General features: G+C 64.8%; 20 protein-coding genes and 1 pseudogene. 18 read left to right on the top strand and 3 right to left on the bottom strand.

All coding sequences use genetic code 11. The features are described from left to right. Window positions 1–41: 41 nt before the first annotated feature. From AB5Y89_RS06585 to AB5Y89_RS06520, 14 genes are all read left to right on the top strand, one after another. Entirely contained in the window at window positions 42–2,162 is a 2,121-nt protein-coding gene (locus AB5Y89_RS06585; RefSeq protein ID WP_368223215.1) for a hypothetical protein, read from the top strand. A gap of 3 nt (window positions 2,163–2,165) precedes the next feature. Next, window positions 2,166–2,927, top strand: a complete 762-nt coding sequence (locus AB5Y89_RS06580; RefSeq protein ID WP_368223213.1) for a DUF3142 domain-containing protein — start codon at window positions 2,166–2,168, stop codon at window positions 2,925–2,927. A gap of 7 nt (window positions 2,928–2,934) precedes the next feature. Then, a complete protein-coding gene (locus AB5Y89_RS06575; RefSeq protein ID WP_368223210.1) occupies window positions 2,935–3,129 on the top strand; it encodes a hypothetical protein in 195 nt (64 codons plus the stop codon). After that, window positions 3,126–3,593, top strand: coding sequence for a GNAT family N-acetyltransferase (locus tag AB5Y89_RS06570; protein ID WP_368223208.1), 468 nt, complete (start codon window positions 3,126–3,128; stop codon window positions 3,591–3,593). Before AB5Y89_RS06575 ends, AB5Y89_RS06570 begins: the two co-directional genes overlap by 4 nt. An 82-nt stretch (window positions 3,594–3,675) precedes the next feature. Further along, entirely contained in the window at window positions 3,676–4,584 is a 909-nt protein-coding gene (locus tag AB5Y89_RS06565) for a pseudouridine synthase (protein WP_368223205.1), read from the top strand. Window positions 4,585–4,648: 64 nt separating this feature from the next. After that, window positions 4,649–5,116 carry an NUDIX hydrolase gene (locus tag AB5Y89_RS06560; protein ID WP_010673620.1) on the top strand — a complete coding sequence of 156 codons (468 nt, stop codon included), beginning with the start codon at window positions 4,649–4,651 and terminating at the stop codon, window positions 5,114–5,116. Window positions 5,117–5,274: 158 nt separating this feature from the next. Next, the gene (gene mnmA, locus AB5Y89_RS06555) at window positions 5,275–6,381 is read left to right on the top strand and encodes a tRNA 2-thiouridine(34) synthase MnmA (RefSeq protein ID WP_342040334.1); all 1,107 of its coding nucleotides are present in this window, start codon (window positions 5,275–5,277) and stop codon (window positions 6,379–6,381) included. A gap of 103 nt (window positions 6,382–6,484) precedes the next feature. Further along, window positions 6,485–7,096 carry a high frequency lysogenization protein HflD gene (gene hflD / locus AB5Y89_RS06550; protein ID WP_010673618.1) on the top strand — a complete coding sequence of 204 codons (612 nt, stop codon included), beginning with the start codon at window positions 6,485–6,487 and terminating at the stop codon, window positions 7,094–7,096. A gap of 30 nt (window positions 7,097–7,126) precedes the next feature. Then, window positions 7,127–8,497 carry an adenylosuccinate lyase gene (gene purB, locus AB5Y89_RS06545; RefSeq protein WP_010673617.1) on the top strand — a complete coding sequence of 457 codons (1,371 nt, stop codon included), beginning with the start codon at window positions 7,127–7,129 and terminating at the stop codon, window positions 8,495–8,497. A 152-nt stretch (window positions 8,498–8,649) separates the two neighbouring features. Then, on the top strand, window positions 8,650–9,780 hold the full coding sequence (locus AB5Y89_RS06540; RefSeq protein ID WP_368223202.1) for a cupin domain-containing protein: 1,131 nt from the start codon (window positions 8,650–8,652) through the stop codon (window positions 9,778–9,780). A 404-nt stretch (window positions 9,781–10,184) separates the two neighbouring features. After that, a complete protein-coding gene (gene pykF, locus AB5Y89_RS06535) occupies window positions 10,185–11,597 on the top strand; it encodes a pyruvate kinase PykF (protein WP_010673615.1) in 1,413 nt (470 codons plus the stop codon). A gap of 149 nt (window positions 11,598–11,746) precedes the next feature. Continuing rightward, window positions 11,747–15,064 carry a mechanosensitive channel MscK gene (mscK, locus tag AB5Y89_RS06530; RefSeq protein WP_113069935.1) on the top strand — a complete coding sequence of 1,106 codons (3,318 nt, stop codon included), beginning with the start codon at window positions 11,747–11,749 and terminating at the stop codon, window positions 15,062–15,064. A 121-nt stretch (window positions 15,065–15,185) separates the two neighbouring features. Continuing rightward, complete coding sequence (locus tag AB5Y89_RS06525) at window positions 15,186–15,794, top strand: LysE family translocator (protein WP_368223200.1); 609 nt, start codon at window positions 15,186–15,188, stop codon at window positions 15,792–15,794. A 57-nt stretch (window positions 15,795–15,851) separates the two neighbouring features. Next, window positions 15,852–16,850 (top strand): beta-propeller fold lactonase family protein, encoded by a 999-nt coding sequence (locus AB5Y89_RS06520; protein ID WP_368223198.1) that lies wholly within the window; start codon window positions 15,852–15,854, stop codon window positions 16,848–16,850. A gap of 63 nt (window positions 16,851–16,913) precedes the next feature. Here AB5Y89_RS06520 and AB5Y89_RS06515 read toward each other — a convergent pair whose 3' ends face one another. Both AB5Y89_RS06515 and AB5Y89_RS06510 read right to left on the bottom strand, forming a co-directional pair. After that, window positions 16,914–17,654 carry a dienelactone hydrolase family protein gene (locus tag AB5Y89_RS06515; protein ID WP_219603840.1) on the bottom strand — a complete coding sequence of 247 codons (741 nt, stop codon included), beginning with the start codon at window positions 17,652–17,654 and terminating at the stop codon, window positions 16,914–16,916. Between the two features lie 145 nt (window positions 17,655–17,799). Then, window positions 17,800–19,038 carry a uracil-xanthine permease family protein gene (locus AB5Y89_RS06510; RefSeq protein ID WP_041213272.1) on the bottom strand — a complete coding sequence of 413 codons (1,239 nt, stop codon included), beginning with the start codon at window positions 19,036–19,038 and terminating at the stop codon, window positions 17,800–17,802. Window positions 19,039–19,355: 317 nt separating this feature from the next. On the opposite strand from AB5Y89_RS06510, the gene AB5Y89_RS06505 reads away from it, so the two are divergent. Beyond that, entirely contained in the window at window positions 19,356–20,483 is a 1,128-nt protein-coding gene (locus tag AB5Y89_RS06505; protein WP_368223196.1) for a Hint domain-containing protein, read from the top strand. A 117-nt stretch (window positions 20,484–20,600) separates the two neighbouring features. On the opposite strand, the gene AB5Y89_RS06500 is transcribed toward AB5Y89_RS06505, so the two are convergent. Continuing rightward, the gene (locus tag AB5Y89_RS06500; RefSeq protein ID WP_010673606.1) at window positions 20,601–22,310 is read right to left on the bottom strand and encodes an NAD-dependent malic enzyme; all 1,710 of its coding nucleotides are present in this window, start codon (window positions 22,308–22,310) and stop codon (window positions 20,601–20,603) included. A 221-nt stretch (window positions 22,311–22,531) separates the two neighbouring features. Between AB5Y89_RS06500 and mobA the strand changes: the two genes are divergently transcribed. The 3 genes and pseudogenes from mobA to AB5Y89_RS06485 all read left to right on the top strand — a co-directional run bounded on the left by mobA (window position 22,532) and on the right by AB5Y89_RS06485 (window position 25,053). Continuing rightward, window positions 22,532–23,146, top strand: a complete 615-nt coding sequence (gene mobA, locus AB5Y89_RS06495) for a molybdenum cofactor guanylyltransferase MobA (protein ID WP_368223194.1) — start codon at window positions 22,532–22,534, stop codon at window positions 23,144–23,146. Continuing rightward, window positions 23,143–23,628, top strand: a pseudogene (gene mobB, locus AB5Y89_RS06490) (molybdopterin-guanine dinucleotide biosynthesis protein B); the annotation flags it as partial. The gene mobA and the pseudogene mobB, both read left to right, overlap by 4 nt. Before the next feature lie 345 nt (window positions 23,629–23,973). Further along, entirely contained in the window at window positions 23,974–25,053 is a 1,080-nt protein-coding gene (locus AB5Y89_RS06485) for an FUSC family protein (protein WP_045523960.1), read from the top strand. Window positions 25,054–25,091 lie beyond the last annotated feature (38 nt).

The raw sequence follows: 25,091 nt of genomic DNA, 5'->3' as shown, positions 1-25,091 counted from the left end.
GCGTCACGCACGGCGCGGGCCCACAAACGGATAGCGATCCCATGACATCTCTGACCCACTGCTCGGTGCTGGCGATGACGCTGGTTGCACTGCCCGCCCTCGCCTCCGGTGACGGTGACGGGTGCGGCTTCTGGCTCACCGACTGCCCTCTCCCCACCTATCCACTCTATCTCAACGAGAACGACACCCGGGGCAACCTGCTGATGCTGCTGGGGGATGCCCAGCATCACCCCCTCCCCTTCACCCTGCCGGCGGATCCGCTGAACGAGCGCAGCCAGCCGCTGTTCTACCTCACCCGCCTCCCCCAGCCGGAGGAGGTGGAGGACCCGGCGCTGCGCGAGCAGCTCGGCAGCCGGCTGGCCGCCTACGACCCGTCCCTCCCACCGCTGCTCGAGCACTACGCGGGCCACGACTCCCTCTACGGCCACGCCATCTCCAACTCCCTCTCCTCGGTCAGCGCGTTTCTGGACGCCCTCGAGCAGAGCGAGGTGCCCGCCCCGGAGCGCACGTCGCTGCTGCGAAGCCGTCTGCTGATCCTGGGGCAGCAGGAGAGCCCGGCCCCCGCGACCGAAATGAGCGGTGCTGCCCTGGAGTGGCAGGGGTATCTGCAGGCTGCCCGGCACTTCTACGAGAGCCGCTTCGAGGAGGCCCGCGCAGGCTTTGCCGCCTTGCAGCAGGCCAAGGCCCCCTGGGTGGCCGAGAGCGCGACCTACATGGTGATGCGCACGGAGATCAACCTCGCGATGAAGGAGGCGAAGGACGAATACGGCGATCAGAACGTGACCAGGAGCGACAAGGAGGCTCTTCGCCGCGCCATGGCCCAGGGTCAGGCCTATCTGGCGGCCTACCCGCAAGGGCGCTACGCCAGCTCGACCAGAGGACTGTTCAGACGCATCCAGTGGATGGCCGGTGATCTCGGCGCCCTGCGGGATGCCTATGACGAGGCCATGGCAACCCGCCAACCCTTGCCGGCGCTGGAGGCCCTGGTCAACGAGATCGATCTCACCCTGCTCAGTGGCGATGCCTATCGCCATCAGGCGGCCTATCAGGACTCGGCCCAGCCGGCGCTGCTGTTCGTCAATGCCCTGCGGGGTCTCAGACCGACCTATGAGCGGCCGCGGGACTGGCAAGATGCCCAGCTGGACGACGCCATCGCGCAACTGCAAAAAACCGGTCACCAGGCGCAGGCGGCCTATCTCAAGGCCTACGCCCTCTTTTTGGACAAGCAGTTCGAGCAGGTGCTGGCCCTGCCCTCCCCCGGGCAGGAGGACGCCACCCTGGCATTCAGCCACCAGATGCTGCGCATCTGGGCCTGGCAGGGCATGAAGGCCTTCGACAAGGCCGAGCAGGCCCTGATGGCACTGGTGGCCTCCCCCCTGGGTCAGGCCCAGCAGGCGTTCGTGGAGAACGTGCTGGCGGATCACTGGGTGCGTACCGGCAACACGGCCGCCATCTTCCAGCCGGGCAGCCCCATCACCCAGCTGCGCATCCGCGCGGCCGTGCTCAAGCAGGAGGCCGACCCCGCCCTGTTGCGCCAGCAAGCCAGTCAGGGCCCGAGCGCGGCAGAGCGGCAGATTGCGCTCCATACCCTGCTGGTGCGGGATCTTATCGCCAGCGACCCGGCCACCTTCTTGCAGGATGTGGCCCTCATCCCCGCCGATTACAAGGAGGCGACCCCTCCCGCCGACGCCCCCTGGGAACCCGTGCCCAACGGGGATGTGCGCCTCTCGGCGTTCCAGTGGCGCGGAGAGGGGACGCCCCAGGGTTACCACTGCCGGGATCTGACCCAGACCCTCGGCACCCTGGTGCAGCGCCCCGACGATGGTCATGCCCTCAACTGCTTCGGGGAGTATCTGCGCAGCCGGGATCCCCATATCGACCTGTGGCAGGATCGCGAGATGATCTGGGGGCTGGCGCAAGACGAGCGTCCCACGTTCCCGAGTCGCCTCGCCCTCTATCAGGCCGTGATGGCCAACCCCAAGGCGGAGCCCGAAGACAAGAGCTATGCCCTCTATCGCGCCATCCAGTGCTATGCCCCCTCCGGCTACAACAGCTGCGACAGCCAGGAGATCCCCAAACGCACCCGGCAGGCCTGGTTCAACACCCTCAAGCAACGCTATGGCAACTCGGTGTGGGCCAGATCCCTCAAATACTACTGGTGAGCCATGAGCAGCCCCCCTGAACGCGCCCTGCTGGCGCTGCTGCTGACGACCCTGGCCACCCCCCTTGAGGCCAGTGTCGATGCCAGCGCCTATGACGCCTTCTGGCTCTGGTCCGCCACCCGCCACCAGCCGGTACTGGAACAGGCCAGCACCCTCTATCTGCATCAGGGGGAGATCCTGGACAGGCCCGGCGGCCCCCGCTTCGTCAAGCTGGGGCGGGTTCCCTCCCCCCTCAAGGCCGGGCAGGTCTGGCTGGTGGTGCGTGTCAACGCCCTCCCCCTCTCCCCCGCCCACGAGCAGGTGCTGGTGCACCTCTACGAGGGGTGGCGCGCGGCCGGGGCCAGGGTGGCGGGCATCCAGATCGACTTCGATGCGGCGACCCGCCAGCTCGATCGCTATGGCAACGCCCTGCAACAACTGCGGCGCGCCCTGCCTCCCGGGTGCAAGCTCAGCGTGACGGGGCTGCTCGACTGGGCGAAAACGGGGGACGTGGCAGAGCTCAATCGCCTGCCCGTGGACGAGCTGGTGATCCAGACCTATCAGGGCACGCGCACGGTGCCGGGCTATCAGGCCTATCTGCCCGCCATGGCGCACCTGACCATCCCGTTCAAGGTCGGGCTGGTGCAGGATGGGGAGTGGGATCCCGCCTGGCAGACAACACTGGCCGCCTCCCCCCACTACCGGGGCGAGGTGGTCTTCCTGCTCAACCGCCCGGCGCCGATCCCGGGGACCAGCGCCCCTGTTCCCCGGCATGACGCCCCCTGAGACGCGGGTGAACCCTATCGGGGCACAGGAGCAAGGGCGTGCCCACAGCAAGCAGCAGTGGCAGACCCTGATCCGGCTGGTGGCATCCACACAGGGCGAGATGCCGTGCGAGAGGAACGCCGCCCGGGCCACCACATCGGTCAAGCCCGCCATCGTGCTGCGCGCCGCGCGCCGTCACAAACAGGGAGAGAAACAAGGATGACGTTTGTCGAGATGAACCCCGCCCACCTGCCGCTGGCCCTGCTGCTGGAGGCCGATCCCGCCGCGTCGCGCATCGCCGCCTATCTGCCCGGGGCCTGGGGCTTTGCCGCCCTGGCGGACAACGAGGTCGTGGGGGCCTGCGTGGCGGGCCTGGTGGGGGAGCAAACCGCCGAGATCTTCAACATCGCCGTTGCCCCCAACCGCCAGCAGCAGGGCATCGGCTCCGGCCTGCTGCGCTTCGTGCTGGAGAACCTGACCGGGAAGGGGATAGGCCGCGTCGAGCTCGGTACCGGCAGCTTCGGCCACCAGCTCACCTATTACCAGCGCCACGGCTTTCGCGTCCATGCCGTCGTGAAGGATCACTTCCTCATCCACTATCCCGAGCCCCTGATGGAGCACGGCATCCAGCACAAGGACATGCTGCGCCTCTCCCTCGCACTGGCGCCGGACATCGCCTCCCCCTGACCCGAGAGGGAAGCCCCGCTCTCCCCCTGATGGCCGCCCCCTGTGGTACACTCCGCCATCCCCTGTTTTTGGTAGGCATGCGATGAAATCAGCCCGTCCCCGTCTCTCCCTCTCCGCCCGACCTGACGCAGGCCGCACGGCCAGCGGGCCTACCACTGTGCCCCCATTCCAACGCCGGGAGGCCCGGCACGCAGGGAGAGTCAACGAGCGCAAACCGGCCCCCGCCCCGGCGGATCGCAAGCTGCTGCTCTTGAACAAGCCCTACATGGTGCTCTGCCAGTTCACCGACGAGGCGGGCCGCGAGACCCTCAAGGATTACATCAAAGAGCCCGGCATCTATGCCGCGGGCAGGCTGGATCGAGACAGCGAAGGGCTCTTGCTGCTCACCAACGACGGCAAGTTGCAGGCACGCCTCACCCAGCCGGGAGAGAAGACCCCCAAGACCTACTGGGTGCAGGTGGAAGGCATCCCGAGCGAGGAGAAACTGGCGGCCCTTCGCACCGGTGTGGAACTCAACGACGGCATGACCCTGCCCGCCGGGGCGCGCATCATGGATGACCCTGCGGTGTGGCCACGCAACCCGCCCATACGCGAGCGCAAAGAGATCCCCACCTGCTGGCTGGAGATCAAAATAGTGGAGGGGCGCAACCGCCAGGTGCGGCGCATGACCGCCCACATCGGCCACCCCACCTTGCGCCTCATCCGCTACGCCATCGGGGAGTGGACCCTCGATGGTCTGGCGCCGGGAGAGAGCCGCGCCCTGCCCGCCCCCGAGCTGGCACCCGCGCCACGACCAGCCGCCACGCAAGGCAAAGCACGGGCATCCGCCGCAGCCGGGGGCACTGGCCGCAGTGCCCCCCGCACCGCCCGGCCAACAGATCAGGAGCCACCTCAGGGGCGGGAGCGCCGCGGGGCAGACCCGCGCCCCGGCAATCGCAGTGGCGGGCGCACCACCGCCCGCCGTCCGGCTCGCACCAAGCCCTCTGAATGAAGGCGATAGCGGATCTGCATCGAGCGCCCCTGCCGGGGCACAGCCAACAAGACAAGGAGTCCTTATGAGCGATCACCCACCGCTGCCCACCCGCCTTACCGTGGCCGCCCTGGTGCACTGGCAGGGGCGTTTCTTGCTGGTGGAAGAGGAGATTGCGGGCAAGCGCCGCTTCAACCAGCCCGCCGGCCATGTGGAGCCGGGAGAAGATCTCATCCAGGCGGCCTGCCGCGAGCTGAAGGAGGAGACCGGACTCACCGCCGCGCCCACCGGCTGGCTCGGGGTCTACCTCTTCAAACCGGCGGACAGCGAGGCCACCTTTGTGCGCACAGCCGTCATCTTCGACCTTGAAAAGTCGCCCGGTCAGCACCATCCAGAGGATCCCGACGGTGACGTACTGGCCTGTCACTGGCTCAGTCTGGAGGAGATTGCCGAGTGCAAGCCCGCCCTGCGAAGCCCCCTGGTGTGGCAGTGCATCCAGGACTATCTGGCAGGCACCCGCCTGCCGCTGTCGGCCCTCAAGGCCTTTATCTAAGCGCCATTGGACGCTCTTTTTGACGCTATGGGGCCGAGACAAGAAAAACGATTTCCCGCCACCGGGCTCCCAAGGGGAACAGCGGCAGGGAGATGTGACCGGGGGCGCAAAACTCTGGTAGAATACGCCCCGTTTAAACGAACTGGTAACTTCGACTAATGACAGACAACAGCCAAATCAAGGTGATCGTCGGCATGTCCGGCGGCGTGGATTCTTCCGTCTCGGCCTACCTGCTCCAGCAGCAGGGCTATCAGGTCGAAGGCTTGTTCATGAAGAACTGGGAAGAAGACGACACGGACGAGTACTGCTCTGCCGCCCAGGATTTGGCTGATGCCAAGGCCGTCTGCGACAAGCTGGGGATGAAACTCCACACCATCAACTTCGCCGCCGAGTACTGGGACAACGTCTTCGAGCACTTCCTGGAAGAGTACAAGGCGGGTCGCACCCCGAACCCGGACATCCTGTGCAACAAGGAGATCAAGTTCAAGGCGTTCCTGGAATTCGCCGCCGAAGAGCTGGGGGCCACCTACATCGCCACCGGCCACTATGTGCGCCGTGACGACAGCACCGGCCGCCCGCGCCTGCTGCGCGGCCTGGATACCAACAAGGATCAGAGCTACTTCCTTTATACCCTGAGCGAAGCCCAGGTGGGTCAGAGCCTGTTCCCGGTCGGGGATCTGGAAAAACCCGAGGTGCGCCGCATCGCCGAGCAGCTGGATCTCATCACCGCCAAGAAGAAAGACTCCACCGGCATCTGCTTCATCGGTGAGCGCAAGTTCAAGGACTTCCTGGCCAAGTTCCTGCCCGCCCAACCCGGTAAAATCGAGACCGTGGATGGCAAGGTGATCGGCGAGCATCAGGGGCTGATGTATCACACCCTGGGCCAGCGCAAGGGGCTCGGTATCGGTGGTCGCAAAGATGCCACCGAAGAGGCCTGGTACGTGGTGGACAAAGAGGTGGAGCGCAACACGCTCGTGGTGGCGCAAGGGGAACACCCCCGTCTCTACTCCGACGGCCTGGTCGCGAGCCAGCTGCACTGGGTGGATCGCACCCCCATTCGCGCGCCGCGCCGCTGCACCGTCAAGACCCGTTATCGTCAGGAAGACATCCCCTGCCTGATCCAGCCCATCGACGATGAGACCATCCGGGTCATCTTCGACGAGAAACAGGCTGCGGTGACCCCGGGCCAGTCCGCCGTCTTCTACGACGGGGAAGTGTGTCTGGGCGGCGGCATCATCGAACAACGTTTCAGCCATCCGGTTTGAGCCAATAGCAGAAGGCAGCCTACGTGAGCGATACATTCCAAGGCCGGATCATGACCTGCTGCGGGCATCTGCCAGTGAATGAACAGAACAGGGCCGTGAAGATATGAGCGACAAATTCCAAGACAGAACCATGGCCTTCGCAGGCATCTGCCAGGCCGCCTATCTGGTGCAGAAAGTGGCCCGTGACGGCTCCTGCGACGAAGCCTCCCTGCGCGAGAGCCTGCAAAGCATTCTGGTCACCAACCCCACGCAGCCGCTGGAAGTGTTCGGCAGCCACCTGGCCATTCGCGACGGCTATCGCGCCCTGGTGGAACAGCTGGGGGCCGACGGCAGCCAGAAGAATGCCGAGCTGACCCGCTACGTGGTGAGCCTGATCGCGCTGGAGCGCAAGCTCGCCAAGCGCAAGGACATCCTCAACATGCTGGGGGAGCGGATCAGCCAGATCGGCCGCCAGCAACAGCATTTCGATCTGCTCGACGAGCAGATCCTGGCCAACATGGCGAGCATCTACAGCGACCTTATCAGCCCCATCGGGCCGCGCATCCAGGTGGCGGGCACCCCGCTGTTCCTGCAGCAGCCCCTGGTGCAGCACAAGGTGCGCGCCCTGCTGCTCGCAGGCATCCGCGCCGTGGTGCTGTGGCGCCAGCTCGGCGGCAGCCGTACCCAGATCATCTTCGCCCGCAAGAAGATGGTGGAACTGGCCAAACGATTTTAACCCCCACACCAATCATCAGGAGTTCACCCCATGGAGCTGTCCGCGCTGACTGCCGTTTCCCCGATTGACGGTCGTTATGGCGACAAGGCCGATGCCCTGCGCCCTATCTTCTCCGAATTCGGTCTGCTGCGTTTTCGCGTCGAAGTCGAGGTGCGCTGGTTGCAAAAACTGGCCAGCCACGCCGGGATCCCGGAAGTCCCTGCCCTGAGCGAGGCAGCCAATGCCGTGCTTGACGGCATCGTCAGCAACTTCAACGAGCAGGATGCCGCCCGCATCAAACAGATCGAGCGCACCACCAACCATGATGTGAAAGCGGTGGAGTACTTCCTGAAAGAGAAGGTGGAAGTGAACCCGGAGCTGGCCGCCGTCAGCGAATTCATTCACTTCGCCTGCACCTCGGAAGACATCAACAACAACTCCCACGGCCTGATGCTGAAGACCGCCCGGGAAGAGGTGATCAAGCCTTATTGCGAAAAGCTCATCAGCGAGATCAAGCGCCTGGCCGTCGAGTACCGCGACATGCCGCTGCTCTCCCGTACCCACGGTCAGCCGGCGACCCCGAGCACCATGGGCAAGGAGATGGCCAACGTCGCCTACCGTCTGGAGCGCCAGCTCAAGCAGATCATGGCGGTGGAGCTGCTGGGCAAGATCAACGGTGCCGTGGGCAACTACAACGCCCACATCAGCGCCTACCCGGATGTGGACTGGCACCAGTTCTCCGAGGAGTTCGTCACTTCCCTGGGCCTGACCTGGAACCCCTACACCACCCAGATCGAGCCCCACGACTACATCGCCGAGCTGTTCGACGCCCTGGCCCGCTTCAACACCATCCTGATCGACTTTGACCGTGACGTCTGGGGTTACATCTCCCTGGGTCACTTCAAGCAGCGCACCATCGCCGGCGAAATCGGCTCCTCCACCATGCCCCACAAGGTCAACCCCATCGACTTCGAGAACTCCGAAGGCAATCTGGGTCTGGCCAACGCCGTGTTCCAGCACCTGGCGAGCAAACTGCCCATCTCCCGCTGGCAGCGTGATCTCACCGACTCGACCGTGCTGCGCAACCTGGGTGTGGCGGTGGGTTACTCCCTGATTGCCTATCAGGCGACCCTGAAGGGCATCTCCAAGCTGGAAGCCAACGCGGACGCCATGGCCGCCGATCTGGACGCCAACTGGGAAGTGCTGGCGGAACCCATCCAGACCGTGATGCGCCGCTACGGCATCGAGAAGCCCTACGAGAAGCTCAAAGAGCTGACCCGTGGTCGCCGCGTCGACGCCGAAGGGATGCGCACCTTCATCGACACCCTGGAGTTGCCGGAAGCGGTCAAGGTCGAGCTCAAGAAGCTGACCCCGGCTAACTACATCGGCGACGCCCAGCGTCTGGTCGATCTGCTGAAATAAGTGATGTAACCGAACCGGCGGGGGCTCTGTCATGACGGCAGGGCCCCCGTTGATTTTGGCCCATTTGATATGATCACCCTCTATCGGGCCATTTCAGAGCCCTTGCCCAAGCCCGCCTTGGGCAAGCCCTCTCACAAGATACGAGAAGCACCATGTACCAACTCAATCTGGATATCGCTCACTTCCTCGAGCACTACTGGCAGAAGCGCCCGCTCCTCATCAAGGGCGGTTTCACCGACTTTCAGGATCCCATCAGCCCGGACGAGCTGGCGGGTCTGGCCATGGAAGAGGTGATTGAATCGCGCTTGGTCACCCGCTTCAACAACAAGTGGGAGGCGACCCACGGCCCCTTCGAATCCTACGATCACCTGGGGGAAGAGAACTGGACCGTGCTGGTGCAGGCGTGCAACCACTGGGTACCCGAGGTGCACGAGCTGGCGGTGCCCTTCCAGTTCATCCCGGGCTGGCGCTTTGACGATGTGATGGTGAGCTTCTCCACCCCTCACGGCGGTGTCGGCCCCCACATCGACAACTACGATGTCTTCATCACCCAGGGTCAGGGCAAGCGCCACTGGCGGGTCGGCGATGCCAAGCCCTTGAACGAGTTCGCCGCCCACGCGGCCCTGCTGCACTGCGAGCCGTTCGAGGCGATCATCGACGTCATCATGGAGCCGGGCGACATCCTCTACATCCCGCCCGGATTCCCCCACGAGGGCTACGCCATCGAGCCCTCCCTGAACTTCTCGGTGGGTTTCCGCGCACCGGACGCCAAGACCCTTGTCTCCTCCTTTGCCGATCACCTGATCGACAACGAGATCCGCACCGACCGTTACGGCGACCCGGACCTCCAGCCCCGCGCCCGCCACGGTGAGATCCAGCCCCATGAGCTGCACCGCCTGCGGGAGCTGATGCAACAGGCCCTCGACGACGAAACCCTGTTCAAGGAGTGGTTCGGCACCATGATCTCCGAGGCCAAGCACGATCTGGACGTCAATCCGGTGGAGCCGGACAACAGCGCCGACGAGGTGGCCGACCTGCTGAGTCAGGGGGAGCCCGCCATCAAGGTGCCGGGGTTGCGCAGCGTCTGGTTCAGCGGCGAGAGCCGCACCTGCTACATCGACGGCGAAGCCTGGACCCTGCCAAGCGAGGATCCGGCCGCCATCGCACTCCTGTGCGACAAGGACATCATCACCCAGGACGCGCTGGTGGAACTGGCCGATCAGGCGGGCTTCCTGCAACTGCTGACCCGGCTGGTCAACCGCGGCTACTGGTTCTTCGGCTGATCCAGAGGGCTGCCGCCCCTCCCGGCGTGCCGGGAGGGGCGGCGTTTTTTTCCGCTGTAGGCCTACCGGCTCCAGCCTTGCGTTGCTTCGCCCTGACGCCGCGGGAGGAAGTGACTACACTGGATGACGGCCAACGGCATCGGGCCGGATCGCCCCCGCAATGGGGCCCTGTTGTTTGTCATTTAACAACATGGGATCGGGCAGGATGCGGGGCCAGAAATGGGAACCAAATGGCCTCAGTTGCGGAAAATCAATTATTTTAGCCCCTAAAATGAGCTGTGAGCGAAAACGTTATCTTTCAAATTGAGGCCGTTTTCGCTCAAAACGTTGTTTCTGGATCATAAAAAGTATCCAAAAACTGGTGTATATTGCACGGCGGAAATTCCTTAACCATGAAGACTGACATGAAAAAGACCAAAATCGTCTGCACCATCGGTCCCAAGACCGAATCCAAAGAAATGCTGGGCAAGATGCTGGATGCCGGCATGAACGTCATGCGCCTGAACTTCTCCCACGGCGACTACGCCGAACACGGTGGTCGCATCAGCAACCTGCGCGCTGTCATGGCCGAAACCGGCAAGCACGCAGCCATCCTGCTGGACACCAAGGGTCCGGAAATCCGCACCATCAAGCTCGAAGGCGGCAACGACGTCTCCCTGGTCGCCGGCCAGACCTTCACCTTCACCACCGACCAGACCGTGGTGGGCAACAAAGACAAAGTCGCCGTCACCTATGCCGGTTTTGCCAGCGACCTGCGCGTCGGCAACCGCATCCTGGTTGACGACGGCCTGATTGGCCTGGACGTCATCGAAATCACCGAGCGCGAAGTGATCTGTAAAGTGCTCAACAACGGTGACCTGGGCGAGAACAAGGGCATCAACCTGCCGGGCGTCTCCATCAAGCTGCCGGCCCTGGCCGAGAAAGACAAGCGCGACCTCATCTTCGGTTGCGAGCAAGGCGTTGATTTCGTTGCCGCTTCCTTCATTCGCAAGAAAGAAGACGTGCTGGAAATCCGTGAGCACCTGAAAGCCCACGGCGGCGAGAACATCCAGATCATCTCCAAGATCGAAAACCAGGAAGGCCTGGACAACTTCGACGAGATCCTGGCTGTCTCCGACGGCATCATGGTTGCCCGTGGCGACATGGGTGTCGAGATCCCGGTAGAAGAAGTGATCTTCGCCCAGAAGATGATCATCGAGAAGTGCAACAAGGCCCGCAAAGTGGTCATCACCGCGACCCAGATGCTGGACTCCATGATCAAGAACCCGCGTCCGACCCGCGCCGAAGCTGGCGACGTGGCCAACGCCATCCTGGACGGTACCGACGCAGTCATGCTGTCCGGTGAGTCCGCCAAGGGCAAGTACCCGCTGGAAGCCGTGACCATCATGGCCACCATCTGCGAGCGTACCGATGCCGTGATGCCCTCCAACCTGTCTGCTGCCAACGACAGCAACAAGCTGCGCATCACCGAAGCGGTCTGCAAAGGCGCGGTAGAGACCTCCGAGAAGCTGGACGCCCCGCTGATCGTGGTTGCCACCGAAGGCGGCAAGTCTGCCAAGGCCATCCGCAAGTACTTCCCGAAAGCCTGGATCCTGGCCATCACCACTAACAAGAAGACCGCTGCCCAGCTGGTGCTGACCAAGGGTGTGGTTGCTCACGTGGTTGACTCCATCGCCTCCACCGACGACTTCTATCGCATCGGCAAAGAAGCCGCGCTGGAAATCGGCATGGGCGTGAAGGGTGACGTGGTTGTCATGGTCTCCGGTGCCCTGGTCCCGAGCGGTACCACCAACACCGCCTCCGTTCACGTACTGTAATCCGTCCTGAACCGATGAAAGCGGCGCCTGCGGGCGCCGTTTTTTTTTATCTCTCCCCCTGCTGCCCCTCTTGCGCCGGTGCTAGAATCCACGCGGATTTTACCCTGGTGGAAAATCCCCCGAACATCGCATAATCACCCGGACGCTTTATGCTCTCAACACGCTTCAAAAGAGCCTCGGCCACCCTGCTGCCGCTGCTCTGTTTACTCATCACCTTCTGGACCCCGAGCACCCTGGCGCAGGATCTGCCCCAGCGCGCCACCGTGCAGCGGGCGCTCGACGCCCTCGGCAAGTCGGACACCCCCACGGCCAGCCAGCAGGCGGACCAGAAGTTCCTGACTGACACCCTCTCCCTCCTCGACAGCATCGACAAGGAGAAGAGCAAGGCCAAAACCCAGAGCGAACGCCTGCGCACCCTGCCGACAGAGCTCAAGGAGATCGGCGCCAAGCTCGACGCCCTGACCCAGGGCAAGAGCCCGGAGCAGCTCAAGAGCGAATACGCCACCATGAGCCTGGCGGAGCTCGATGCCCGCCAACCCGAGATCATGGCCAACATGCAGGCGGCCCAGGAGGCCCTTGGCACCATCGGCAGCCAGATCACCAACCTGCAGACCCTGCCGGAGCGGGCCCAGGCCAGCATGAGCCGCGCCTATCAGCGCAGCCAGGAGATCCGCACCCGCCTCAATGCAGGGGACGGGGTGAGCAGCGCCGAGAAAATGAAGCTTAATGCCGAGCTGGCCCTGCTGGATCTGCAACTGGCCAACCTGCAAAAGGAGCTGGACAACCGCACCAGCATGCAGGATCTGGTGGTCAAGCAACGGGACTACCAGAGTGCCCGTCTCGCCAGTGAAGAGCAGAAACTGCAGGCATTGCAGGAGCAGAGCAGCGCCAAGCGCCTGGGGGACACCGAGAAGACCGCCGAAGAGACCGGCGAACTGGTGGCCGCCGAAGACAACCCCCTGGTGCAAAAAGAGCAGGAGCTCAACTACCAGCTCAGCCAGCAGCTCATCAGCTCCACCAACAGCCTCAACACCCTGGCCCAGAAGAACCTGCAGGCGAAGAGCATGCTGGAGCGCGGCACCCAGACCGAGCGCAACCTCAACGAACAGGTGCAGATGCTCAAGGGCAACCTGCTGCTCTCGCGCATCCTCTATCAGCTCTACCAGCAACTGGAAGCGGCCCCCTCCACCCTGGTGAAGAACCTGGAGGAGCAGATCGCCGACCTGCACCTGGCCCAGTTCGAACTGAGCCAGCAGCGTGACCAGCTGTTCCAGAAGAACCAGTATCTGGACAACCTCATCGCCAGCAGCGGCGAGTCGGTGAGCGACGAAGACAGGGCCAGCCTTGCCAAGCTCATCGACACCCGCATCGGCCTGCTGGATCAGCTCAACCGCCAGATGGATGCCCAGCTCACCAACGCCATCAGCCTGCAACTGACCCAGCAGCAGCTGACCCGGGTCTATGCCTCCATCGAGTTCACCCTGCAACAGCACATCTTCTGGGTGAGCAGCAACAAGCCCATCGACGCCAAGTGGTTCATCACCTGGCCGGCCCAGGCCTTCAAGCAGGCCTCCGACTGGGTGCTGAAACCGGACTGGAGCGGTTGGGGCGACATGCTGCTGGCAGTCTCTCTGCTGGCACTGCCCCTGCTGCTGGTGGGGGGCCTGCTGCTGTGGAAGCGCGGCACCCTGCTCGAGCGCCAGAAGAAGATCGTCAAGGATCTGGGACGTTTTCGTCAGGACAGCCAGTGGCACACCCCCCGTGCCCTGCTGTTCACCGTGCTGCAACGCCTGCCGGGTACCCTCTTCATCCTGGCCGCCGGCCTGCTGCTCGCCTATTGCGGCCTGCTGAGCCCGAAACTCATCTTCCAGATCACTCTGAATCTGGCCCTCGGCTACCTGGTGTTCAGCGTCTACCTGTCGGTGATGCGACCGGGGGGCATCGGCGAGACCCACTTCCGCATGCCGCGGGACGAGCTGCAGGCCAAGCGCAACAGCATGCGCTACCTCTGGCTGCCCCTGCTGCCCCTCATCATGCTGTCGACCAAGGCGGTGGTGGAACCCTCCTCCCTTGGCAACGACGTCATCGGCCAGGGCATGACCATGCTGCTGCTGGGGCTGACCGCCTACCTGGTGCTGCCCATCTCCCGCGCCCGCATCAAGGGCGAGGCGAGCATGTTGCAGACCCTGACCGCCGTCGCCCTGGCGCTGGCGCCGGTGGCCCTGATGGTGCTGGCAGCCCTTGGCTACTACTACACGGCCCTGAAACTCACCGGCAGGCTCATCGAGTCCTTCTACCTCATCATCATCTGGGGTCTGGTCTATCGCACCGCCCTGCGCGGTCTTGAACTGGCGGCCCGTCGTCTGGCCTATCGCCGCGCGGTCGCCAAGCGGGAACACAAGACCCAGGAGGATGCGGAAGGGGGCGAAGCCATCGAAGAGCAGCCCATGGATCTGGAAGAGGTCAGCCAGCAGTCCCTGCGTCTGACCCGCATCATGCTGCTGCTGGTGTTCGGCGTCGCCTTCTACTGGCTCTGGTCTGATCTGGTGGCGGTCTTCACCTACCTCGACAGCGTGGTGCTGTGGCACAAGAGCGAGGGGACCGGGGCCAACGCCGTGCTCTATCCCATCAGCCTGAGCGACGTACTGACCGGCCTCTTCGTGTTTGGTGCGGCTCTGTCGCTGGCCCGCAACCTGCCGGGCCTGCTGGAGGTGCTGGTGCTCTCCAAGCTGCGCCTTGCTCAAGGCACGGCCTACGCCTTCACCACCATGCTCAACTACGCCCTGATCGGGGTGGGCAGCCTGACGGCGCTCGCCATGCTGGGGGTCCAGTGGGAGAAGCTGCAGTGGCTGGCCGCCGGTCTCTCGGTCGGTATCGGTTTCGGCATGCAGCAGATCGTCTCCAACTTCATCTCGGGCATCATCATCCTGTTCGAGCGCCCGGTGCGGATCGGCGACACCGTCACCATCGGCACCATCTCGGGCACGGTCAACAAGATCAGGATCCGCTCCACCACCCTCACCGACTTCGACCGCAAGGAGGTGATCATCCCGAACCAGCAGCTGATGATAGAGCGGCTCATCAACTGGTCCCTGTCCGACACCGTCACCCGGGTCATCGCCCGGGTCGGGGTGGCCTATGGCTCGGATCTGGATCTGACCCGCAAGTTGTTGATGCAGGCCGCCATGGAGAACAGCCGGGTGCTGAAAGACCCGGCCCCCATCGTCTACTTCCTCACCTTCGGGCCCAGCACCCTGGATCACGAGCTGCGCTTCTTCGTGAGCGAGCTGGGGGATCGCAACCCGGCCATCGACGAGCTGAACCGCCGCATCGACGTGCTATTCCGCGAGCATGGCATCGAGATTGCGTTCAACCAGATGGACGTCTACATCAAGAACATGCAGGGAGACGAACAGAAGGTGGAATCCCGCCCGGCGCTGCCGCCGGCGGGGAACCAGCCCGTCTGATCCCGCCCGCTTCACAGGCCCCGTCACGGGGCCTGTTTTTTTTCTGCCCGCCCCCCGCCTTGGAAAGCGCAGATCGCCCCCAATATAGGGAAGACAACGGACTGTCTGCACGAGGAACCCAATGGACTCGCTCTACGCCGTGGTGCTCTTTGCCATCTCGGCATCGGTCACCCCCGGCCCCAACAACATCATGGTGATGAGCGCCGGCGCCAGCGTCGGGATACGCAAGAGCCTGCCCCTGCTCATGGGGATCTGCGTCGGCTTCACCCTGATGCTGTTGCTGGTGGGGCTGGGCTTTGGCCAGCTCTTTACCCGCTTCCCCGAACTCCACTTGTTCATCAAGTGCGCGGGCACCCTCTATCTGCTCTATCTTGCCTGGCTCATCGCCCGCCCGACGGACGAGATGGCTGACAGCAACGGGACCCGCCCGTTCGGCTTTTTCAAGGGTGCCCTGTTCCAGTGGGTCAATGCCAAGGCCTGGGTGGTCGCCACCGGCGCCATCGCCGCCTTCACCAGCGCGGGGAGCGACCCCTTTGAACAGCACCTCGTCATCGCCCTGACCTTCTTCATCGTCTCTTTCCCCTGCGTTGGACTCTGGCTCCTGTGCGGTTCCCTGCTCAAGCGCTGGCTGGCAAACGATCTTGCCCGTCGCCGCTTCAACCAGGTGATGGCAGCCCTGCTGGCACTGTCAGTGGTGCCCGTCATTCGCGAGATCCTGATCCCCGCCTGAGACGCCGGGACTCCCCTTTCCCTTGACCCGACGGATGGCCGTCGCAAAGGAGATGCAATGCAACAAGTGGTCTATGTGGCCAACCCGGTGAGCGGGTTGATCCATGTGTTTCGCCTCGAAGCAGGCACCCTCGCCCCGCTGCAGGAAGTGCAGACCGGCGGCGAGGTGCAGCCCCTGGTCATCAGCCCGGACCGGCGCTGGCTCCATGCGGGGGTGCGCCCCGATTTTCGGGTGCTGAGCTTCCCCATCGCCGCCGATGGGCGGCTCGGGGCCCCGACCTCGGCGCCACTGCTCGGCAGCGCCTCCCATACCTGCATGGACGGCAGCGGCCGCCTCTTCTTTGCCGCCTCCTACGCCTTCAACCACGTCACCGTCTCCCGCCAGGATCAGGCGGGCCGGATGCAGCCCCCTCACCAGCGTCTCGACCACCTGATGGCGGCCCACTCGGTCACCTGGCTTGCGGGGCAAAACGGGGAGCAGGAGCTGCTGGTGGCCTGCCTGAAAGAGGACAGGGTGCGCCGCTTTGCCCTGGTGGACGAGAGGCTGGTTCCCCATCCCTTGGGGGACATTCACACCGCCCCCGGCGCCGGGCCCCGCCATCTGGCACTGCACCCGGCCAACGGCGATCTCTATTGCCTCAACGAACTCGACGCCACCCTCAGTCGCTACCACAGGGAGGCGGACGGACAGATAGTGGCGCGCGAGAGCCTGGACATGCTGCCCCCAGGCTATGAAGGGGAGCGCTGGGGCGCCGACCTGCACCTGACCCCGGATGGACGTTTTCTCTACACCAGCGAACGGGCCAGCAGCCTGCTCACCCTGTTCGGCGTCTCCCCCCAAGATGGCGCCCTCACCCCCCTCGGCCACTTCCCGACCGAGGCCTGTCCCCGGGGCTTTGCCATCGACCACAGCGGCCACTGGCTCATCGCGACCGGGCAGCAATCCCATGAGGTGGCACTGCATGCCATCGACCCCGAAAGCGGCCAGCTCACCCCGGGCCCACGGAGCGAGGTGGGCAAGGGGGCCATGTGGGTGAGGGTGCTCGCCCTCCCCTGAGATGGCAAAAAACGGGCATAAAAAAAGCCATGGCACTGCCATGGCCTGTGTGAACCGGCCCCCTCAGGAGCCGGTCACCTCCTTCAGGAAACCGGTGAAACGCTGCCAGGACTTGGCATCGGCATCGGCGCGGTAGTTGTCCGAGCCAAAGACGCTGAACGCGTGGGGAGCACCGCTGTAGCTGGTCGCCTCATGCTTCACCCCGGCGCTCTCCAGCTCGGCCACCAGCGCCGCAAATTGACCCAGAGAGACCGCCTCGTCGGCGCTGCCGTGCTGGACAAGCAACTGTCCCTTCACCTCTTTGTAGTCCTGCCCGGCCGGGGTCTCCAGCCCGCCGTGTACGCTCACCACCCCTTTGAGATCCGCCCCGCTGCGGGCCAGCTCCAGCACGGCGGCGCCGCCAAAGCAGTAACCGAGGGCCACCGCATTGTCGAGCCGCCCCCCCTGCCTGCCCGCCTCCGCCAATCCCCCTTGCAGCAGGGTGCGCATCCTGGTCCTGTCCTGATAGAGGGCCCCGGTGAGGCGCTTCTTGTCTTCCACCGTGCTCGGCCTGACCCCGGCACCGAACAAATCGACGGCAAAGACACTGTAGCCCAGGGCCACCAGCATCTCGGCCCGCTTGATCTCGTAACCGTTGAGCCCGTCCCAGTCGTGCACCAGCACCACCAGGGGGGCATCCTTGTCGGCACCCGCCAGGTAATAGCCCTCGAACGGCTTGCCTTCGACCTCGTAGCGCACCGCACCGGCCTCGGCCGCGCCGCTCCCCATCAGCCCCAGCAGGGCCAGGATCCATGCCCTCTTCATCCTTTCGTCCTCTCCCGTCAATGGTGCCCCTGAGTGTAGCCGCTTCACATGGGGAGCCCGGGTTCAGTGGTACGCAGGCAAAAAGAGAGAGGCCACCCGAAGGTGGCCTCTTTTTCATCATCTCAACGTACAGCAAGCCAGGCGCTTAATCCTTGGCGCTCTCCATTGCACCAGTTTCGGAGTGCTGGGGCAGGATGAGGTTCAGCAGGATGGCCGCCACCGAAGCCAGCCCCACACCCGCCAGGGCGAAGTCACCGATCTTCATCTCCAGGGCGCCGACACCCACGGTCAGGGTCACCGCCACGATGGCGATGTTGCGGGACAGCCCCAGATCCACCTTGGACTCCACCAGGGTCTTGAGACCGATGGCGGCGATGGATCCGAACAGCAGCAGCATGATGCCGCCCATCACCGGCATGGGGATGGAGGTGAGCAGGGCGTTGAACTTGCCGAAGAAGGCCAGAATGATGGCGAACACCGCCGCCCAGGTCATGGTGACCGGGTTGAAGTTGCGGGTGATCATCACGGCGCCGGTCACTTCCGCATAGGTGGTGACGGGGGGACCACCGATGAAACCGGCGAAGCAGACGCCGATGCCGTCACCGGCCAGGGTGCGGTGCAGGCCTGGATCCTTGGTGTAGTCCTTGCCGGTCACGCCGCCGATGGCGAGCACGCCGCCGATGTGCTCGATGCAGGGGGCGATGGCCACCGGCAGCATGAAGAGGGCCGCGGCCCAGTTGATCTCCGGGGTCTCGAAGTGGGGCAGCGCCAGCCAGGGGGCGTTGACCATGCCGTCGAAACTCACCTGGCCCATCAGCACGGCAGAGACATAACCGGCGATGACACCGCACAGGATGGGGATGAGCTTGATCCAGCCCTTGCAGAACACGGCGGCAATCAGGGTGACCGCCAGCGAGATCCCCGCCAGGGTCAGCGCCGTGGTGGCAGGCACCACCTGCTCACCGCCGGCACGGCCCATGGCCATGTTGCAGGCTACCTGGGCCACCGACAGGCCGATCACCATGATGACGGGACCGATGACCACGGGGGGCAGCAGCTTGTGCACGAAGCCCATGCCACGAGCGCGGATGATGGCCGCCAGGATGAAATACATGAAGCCCGCGGCAAACAGACCGAACATGGTGGAGGGCAGGCCCCAGGTCTGGGTGGCATAGATGATGGGGGCGATGAAGGCGAAGCTGGAGCCGAGGAAGATCGGCACCTGACGACGGGTGCAGAGCTGGAACAGCAGGGTGCCTACACCGGCGCCAAGCAGGGCCATGGAGGGGTTCAGACCGGTGAGCAGGGGCACCAGCACCATGGCACCGAAGGCGACAAACAGAATTTGCAGCCCGGCGACGCTTTGCTTGACCAAGGAAAACATGGGTATCCTTAATTTTTTGATAACTGACAGGGATATTTGACACTTTTCAGTCATCACAAGACGTTTTCAAGGCAGCCAACGGGCCAAACGGCGTCATTTGTTGCCTTTTACTGCTTGGGGAGGGCATGAAACTGGCTTTTTAGGCGGGATTCGCTGCTACAAGCATCGAGGAAGCGATTTTACGCACTTTTATGGCCAACGCCAATCGTTTTTCCGGCGAGTTGACATGACAAGGCTTTCAACTGGTCGACGCAGATATCGCCCCAACCCCCTCTCTATACTCGAAGGCGTGACCCCACACCGACAAGGAGTTCCCCATGTCACTGCCCTCATTCAAACCCAGCCAGCGCCGGCTGCTGCTGGGCTCGGCCATCGCCCTGGCCCTGTTCGCCACCCCGCTGAGCTATGACTTCGACCACCACCAGTGGCAGGTAAACCAGGCCCATGCCAAATCCTGTTTCATTGCCGGTACCCGCATCCTGATGGCCGATGGCTGCGAACGCCCCATCGAGACCCTGCGGGTCGGCGATCGGGTGCGGGACAGGCACGGGCAGAGCAACCGAATCCAGGCCATCGAGCGGGTGGCGCTGGGGGCGCGCAGGCTCTACGGGCTCAATCATCTGCCCCCCTTCTTTACCGCCGAGCACCCCTTCCTCACCACCCGGGGCTGGGCGGCCATCGCACCGGCCATGACCCGCACCGAAAACCCGGCCCTCGCCGTGCTGCCGCTCTTTACCGGCATGCACCTGCTGGGTTGGTCAGAGGGGGGCTGCGCGGGCAACCTGGCGCTGGCGCCGCACCCTGTCGAACTGCCGGTGGCCTCCCTCTCCTGGGTTGATGCCCCGCCCGCCACGGCGCTGTTCAACCTGATCCTCGATGGCAGCCACAGCTATGTGGCCAATGGGCTGATCGTGCACAACAAAGGGGGGGATGGCGGCGGCAACAGTGGTAGCGGAGGCGGCAACAGCGGCGGCGGAGGCAGCAACAGCAGCGGCGGAGGCAGCAACAGCAGCGGTGGGGGCAATAGTAGCCACAGTGGAAACAATAGCGGAAATGGAGGCGATAGTAGCCATAATGGAAACAATGGCGGGGACGACAGCGGCCACGGCGGCGATGACCGTGGTCAGGGCGAACATGCCGGTGGCGACCAGCACGCTGGCGGCGATCGCCACGGCGGTGGCGACAAGCATGCAGGCGGGGAGCGTCATGCCGGTGGCCGGGTGGACGACAACGGCGTGGACGCCGTCGATGCCAATGGCAACAAGCTTCGAGGCGATGGCAGCGTGGATGACAACGGCGTGGACGCCGTCGATGCCAATGGCAACAAGCTTCGGGGCGATGGCAGCGTGGACGACAACGGCGTGGACGCCGTCGATGCCAATGGCAACAAGCTTCGAGGCGATGGCAGCGTCGATGACCGCCTGGTGCCCCCGCCCGCTCAATAGGTGGCAGCGTCCTGCCCCGCACACACAGCAGGGCAGAAAAAAGAGAGGGTGGCCTGGGCCACCCTCTCTTGTTTATGCGGCGTCGTCATGCCCGCGAAACGGCGGGCAGGTCGCACCTCAGACCCGGCGATAGGGCAGGTAGACCGGCTCCCACATATGGCTCAGGATGTGCTCTTGCAGATCCTGACCGATGAGCGGGTGGGAGGGATCGCGGCGCACGATATCCTTGAGCACCGCGGTCGCCACGTGCACCGAGATGTTGCGCAGCTCGCTGATCCTCGGGTAGACGGTGCCCCGGGCGAGATCCGCCTCGCTCACGCACTCCGCGAGCGCAAAGGCGGCGGTGGTGAAGATGTCCGGGCTTATCTCGCGGATCTGGCTGACGATGGCCGCCAGCCCCACGCCGGGGAAGATGAAGACGTTGTTGCCCTGACCGATGCGATAATCCTGCCCCTCATGGTGCACATCCTTGAACGGGCTGCCGGTGGCGACGATGGCGCGCCCCTGGCTCCAGCGGAAGATGTCTTCCGGCAGGGCCTCGCAGTTGGCGGTGGGGTTGGAGAGGGGGAACACCATGGGGCGCTCGCAGTGAGTCAGCATCAGCTGGATGTGCTCCTCCTGGAAGGCGCCACCGGCGCCGCTGGTGCCGAGCAGCACTGTGATGGGCACGTGGCGCAGCACCTCGGTCAGCCCCGCCTTGCCCTGCAGATCCCACTGGGCCAGCAAGAGGCCCGGCTTGGCGTAGCGGCGCTTGTACTCATCCAGCCCCTCGCGGTTGTCACACACCAGCCCCTGGGTATCCAGGATGTAGATGCGATCCCGCGCCGCCTGCGGATCCAGCCCCTCGCGGATCATCCCCGCGCAGATCTGATCCGCCACCCCGACCCCGCCAGCACCGGCCCCGTAGACCAGGTAGTGCTGCTGGCCCAGGGTTTCCCCCTTGGATTTGACGGCCCCAATGATACCCGCCAGCACCACGGCCCCGGTGCCCTGGATGTCGTCATTGAACGACGGCAGCGCCTGCTGGTAGCGGGCCAGGTTGTTGAAGGCGTTGGACTTGCTGAAGTCCTCCCACTGCAGCACGGCGTTGGGGAAGTGGCGCTTGACCCCGGCCACGAACTTGTCGATGAAGTCGTCGTACTCCTTGCCGCGAATGCGCCTGTGGGGCTGCCCCAGGTACATGGGGTCATCCAGCAGCGCCTGGTTGTCGGTGCCCACGTCCAGCGCGATGGGCAGGCAGCAGGCGGGGTGGATGCCCGCCCCCAGGGTATAGAGGGCGAGCTTGCCGATGGGAATGCCCATGCCCCCCACCCCCTGATCGCCGATGCCGAGGATCCCCTGGCTGTCGGTCACGACGATGATGCGCACCGCCTTGGCATCCATGTGGCGGGCGAGGGAGCCCATGTCATCGACGTTCTTCGGGGTGATGTAGAGGCCGCGCGGCTTCTGGAAGCGGTGGCTGAACTCCTGGCACGCCTTGCCCACGGTCGGGGTGTAGATGTAGGGAGTCATCTCCTCCACGTGGCGGGACAGGAGGGCGTAGAACAGGGTTTCGTTGCGATCCTGCAAGGCTCGCAGGTTCTGGTACTTCTCGATGTCGCTGCAGGCGCTCAGGAAGGCCTCATAGACCCGCTCCAGCTGGGCTTCGAAAGTCTGCACCTGGGGCGGCAAGAGGCCGCCCAGCTCAAAATCGGCCCGCTCCTGTTCGGTGAAGGCGGTGCCCTTGTTGAGGTTGCGATCGTTGAGCAGATTGGTGCCCGTCAGCGCAACGGGGCGAAAATCGTGACCCTGTGCATCTTTCCACAGCAGATATTGTCCGGTAGCCATAGTCATTCTCTTTGATTTACATGAAGTTGCCATCAGGCAGGAGAGCAAGACTCAGAATGCTGGGGATCATATGACGTTTGCCGATCCGGTTTTGTGAGCTTGGACAAACCCTGCGGCCAAAGGCGCCTTTGCCGGGGCAGCCGAAGGTTGCTCACGCGCCCGCCTTGGCGCAAGATCCCGACACGCCCCTGTGGGCATCCCTTTGCGAGCAACGGAGCACCATGACCCCTTCCTCTTCCCCCGCTTTTCTCGTCAGCGGCGTCATCCTAGCGGGCGGTCGCGCCACCCGCATGGGGGGCGATGACAAGGGCTGGGTGCCCCTCGCGGGCACTCCCCTGATCCAGCACGTGCTGACCCGCCTGCGCCCCCAGGTGGACGAGGTGCTGATCAACGCCAACCGCAGCCAGGCTCGCTACCGGCAGCTTGCTCCCGTCATCGGAGATGCGCAGGCCGACTTCCAGGGGCCGCTGGCCGGCATGCTGGCGGGGCTGACGGCGGCCCGTCACGACTGGGTGCTGTTCGTCCCCTGTGACGGCCCCGCCCTGCCCCTTGATCTGATGACCCGCTTTCTCGCCGCCATCACCCCGGACACCGATCTGGTGGTGGCCCACGACGGGGAGCACCTCCAGCCCGTGGTCGCCCTGCTGCGCCGCGCCCTGCGCCCCTCCCTGAGCCAGGCGCTGGCGGACGGGGAGCGCAAGACCGGGGCCTGGTTTGCCCGCCACCGGATGGCGGTGGTGCCCTTTGCCGATCTGCCCGACGCCTTCGTCAACCTCAACAGCCCGGCCGAACTCGCCGCCTGGGAGGCAAGGCTGCGGGAAAGGGGCGCGCCATGAGCCCCCTGCCCCTGCTCGGCTTCGTCGCCTGGAGCGGCACCGGCAAGACCACCCTGCTGGAGCGCCTCATCCCGCGCCTGGTGGCCCGCGGTCTGCGCCTCGGGGTGCTCAAGCACACCCACCACGCCTTTGACATAGACCAGCCCGGCAAGGACAGCCACCGCCTGCGCCAGGCGGGCGCCACCCAGGTGATGGCGGCCTCCGACCGGCGCCACGCCCTGATCCGGGAGACCCCGGAGGGGGAGCCCCCCTTCGAGGCGCTGCTGGCCCGCTTCGATGGGAGCGCCCTGGATCTGCTGTTGGTCGAGGGGTTCAAGCACAGGCGCTTTCCCAAGGTGGAGCTGTATCGCGCCGCCATCGGCCGACCCCTGCTCTTCCCCGATGATCCTGACATCGTCGCCCTCGTGAGCGACGCCCCCCAGGCCACGACCCTGCCCCGGTTCCCCTTCGAGGATTTGGAGGCCATCGCCGACTTCATCTGCGCCCGGTTGCCCCCGCACGCCCCCCGTCAGGCCCCGCCGCCCCTTCGCCTCTGCGCCCGGCTGCTGGCGGCCCTGCCCCCATCGGCAGAGCAGGGCGTTGTGCCCGGCTTGCTCAGTCAGGACGAGGCGGGCACCCTGCTGGTGCGCCCGGTGGACGGGGGCCACGACAGTGCCAACTGCCGCATCGAACGGGCGCCGGGTAGCCTGGCCCTTCCCCCCGGCGAGCGGGTCATGGTGCGCCTGCCGACAGGTGCGCCCCCATGAACCGGAGAAACGACGCAGGTCAAGGCGAATGCCGCCCCCCTTGCTATCCTCACCACCCTGACCCGAGATAAGAGAACGCCCTTGCGCCTCAATGCCCCGCTCTCCCGCTTCGATCTGCTCATCTATGGCCGCTACCGCCTGGTCCACGGCCTGCGCATCGCCCTGGCCTTCACCCTCACCTTCCTGCTGACCCGGGAGCTCAAGCTGCCGGAGAGCACCTGGCCCCTCATCACCCTGGTGGTGGTGATGGGCCCCATCTCGTTCTGGGGCAACGTGCTGTCGCGCGCCCTGCAACGGGTGGTGGGCACCGTCTTTGGCGCCGCCTGCGGGGTGGTGGCCCTCTATCTGGAGCTCTACTCCCTGCCCCTGATGCTGGCCTGGTGCTGCGCCATCATGTTCCTGTGCGGCTACCTGGCGCTCGGCAAGCGCCCCTATGTGGGGCTGCTCATCGGCATCACCCTGGGGGTCATCGTCGGCGGGGTGCCCGGGGACATCGAGACCGCGCTCTGGCGCAGTGGCGACGTCATCCTGGGATCGGTGCTGGCCCTGCTGTTTTGCAGCATCTACCCCCAGCGGGCCTATACCCACTGGCGTCTGCAGATGCACGACACCCTGCAGCAGGCCGGGCGGCTCTACCACACCCACCTCTCCCCCAACGTGCTGGAGCGCCCCAAGCTCACCCGAAGCCATGCCCGCCTGCTCGCCAAAATAGTCAGCCTGCGCCCCCTGCTGGCCCCGGCGGTCAAGGAGACCCGCCTTGGCAGCCCGCTGTTCGAGGCGACCCAGACCACCCTTCGCAACAGCGTCTGCACCCTGGAGATGCTGGCCAACACCTATTGGCGGGATCGCCAGAGCCACTTCCTGATGCAGAGCCACCCGGGGCTTCGCGCCTGCCAGCAGGCGACGGAGTCGGTGCTCACCGAACTCGCCCTCATGCTCAAGAGCGGCGATACCACGGCGGCCGACCAGGCCATCGGCCGCCTGCAAGAGGCCGCCGCACGGCTCGATGGGGACGCAAGCCAGGCGCCAGGCCAGGGACACGACCCCACTCTTGGCGGCTACCTCTGGCTCAATCTCCATCTCATCGAGCAACTCGCCCACCTCCATCGCCTGCTGGGGCTGGTGCTGCAACCCTATGCCAAGCCCTCGGCCCGCCCCTGATCGCGCCGCCTGCAACCGCCCATAAAAAAGCCCCGCCG

This window comes from Aeromonas sp. s4, from assembly GCF_040907855.1.
GTDB classification, from domain to species: domain Bacteria; phylum Pseudomonadota; class Gammaproteobacteria; order Enterobacterales; family Aeromonadaceae; genus Aeromonas; species Aeromonas caviae.
Note: the sequence above shows the minus strand (reverse complement) of the source record. Positions and strands in the feature narration are given on the sequence as shown.

What these genes read in the sequence shown, in the direction of transcription:
- AB5Y89_RS06515 (WP_219603840.1), bottom strand. Translation starts at nt 17,654, where the DNA reads ATGAAGAGGGCATGGATCCTGGCCCTGCTGGGGCTGATGGGGAGCGGC.
- AB5Y89_RS06505 (WP_368223196.1), top strand. Translation starts at nt 19,356, where the DNA reads ATGTCACTGCCCTCATTCAAACCCAGCCAGCGCCGGCTGCTGCTGGGC.
- mnmA (WP_342040334.1), top strand. Translation starts at nt 5,275, where the DNA reads ATGACAGACAACAGCCAAATCAAGGTGATCGTCGGCATGTCCGGCGGC.
- mobA (WP_368223194.1), top strand. Translation starts at nt 22,532, where the DNA reads ATGACCCCTTCCTCTTCCCCCGCTTTTCTCGTCAGCGGCGTCATCCTA.
- AB5Y89_RS06520 (WP_368223198.1), top strand. Translation starts at nt 15,852, where the DNA reads ATGCAACAAGTGGTCTATGTGGCCAACCCGGTGAGCGGGTTGATCCAT.
- AB5Y89_RS06565 (WP_368223205.1), top strand. Translation starts at nt 3,676, where the DNA reads ATGAAATCAGCCCGTCCCCGTCTCTCCCTCTCCGCCCGACCTGACGCA.
- pykF (WP_010673615.1), top strand. Translation starts at nt 10,185, where the DNA reads ATGAAAAAGACCAAAATCGTCTGCACCATCGGTCCCAAGACCGAATCC.
- purB (WP_010673617.1), top strand. Translation starts at nt 7,127, where the DNA reads ATGGAGCTGTCCGCGCTGACTGCCGTTTCCCCGATTGACGGTCGTTAT.
- hflD (WP_010673618.1), top strand. Translation starts at nt 6,485, where the DNA reads ATGAGCGACAAATTCCAAGACAGAACCATGGCCTTCGCAGGCATCTGC.
- AB5Y89_RS06585 (WP_368223215.1), top strand. Translation starts at nt 42, where the DNA reads ATGACATCTCTGACCCACTGCTCGGTGCTGGCGATGACGCTGGTTGCA.
- AB5Y89_RS06570 (WP_368223208.1), top strand. Translation starts at nt 3,126, where the DNA reads ATGACGTTTGTCGAGATGAACCCCGCCCACCTGCCGCTGGCCCTGCTG.
- AB5Y89_RS06580 (WP_368223213.1), top strand. Translation starts at nt 2,166, where the DNA reads ATGAGCAGCCCCCCTGAACGCGCCCTGCTGGCGCTGCTGCTGACGACC.
- AB5Y89_RS06525 (WP_368223200.1), top strand. Translation starts at nt 15,186, where the DNA reads ATGGACTCGCTCTACGCCGTGGTGCTCTTTGCCATCTCGGCATCGGTC.
- AB5Y89_RS06510 (WP_041213272.1), bottom strand. Translation starts at nt 19,038, where the DNA reads ATGTTTTCCTTGGTCAAGCAAAGCGTCGCCGGGCTGCAAATTCTGTTT.
- mscK (WP_113069935.1), top strand. Translation starts at nt 11,747, where the DNA reads ATGCTCTCAACACGCTTCAAAAGAGCCTCGGCCACCCTGCTGCCGCTG.
- AB5Y89_RS06540 (WP_368223202.1), top strand. Translation starts at nt 8,650, where the DNA reads ATGTACCAACTCAATCTGGATATCGCTCACTTCCTCGAGCACTACTGG.
- AB5Y89_RS06500 (WP_010673606.1), bottom strand. Translation starts at nt 22,310, where the DNA reads ATGGCTACCGGACAATATCTGCTGTGGAAAGATGCACAGGGTCACGAT.
- AB5Y89_RS06560 (WP_010673620.1), top strand. Translation starts at nt 4,649, where the DNA reads ATGAGCGATCACCCACCGCTGCCCACCCGCCTTACCGTGGCCGCCCTG.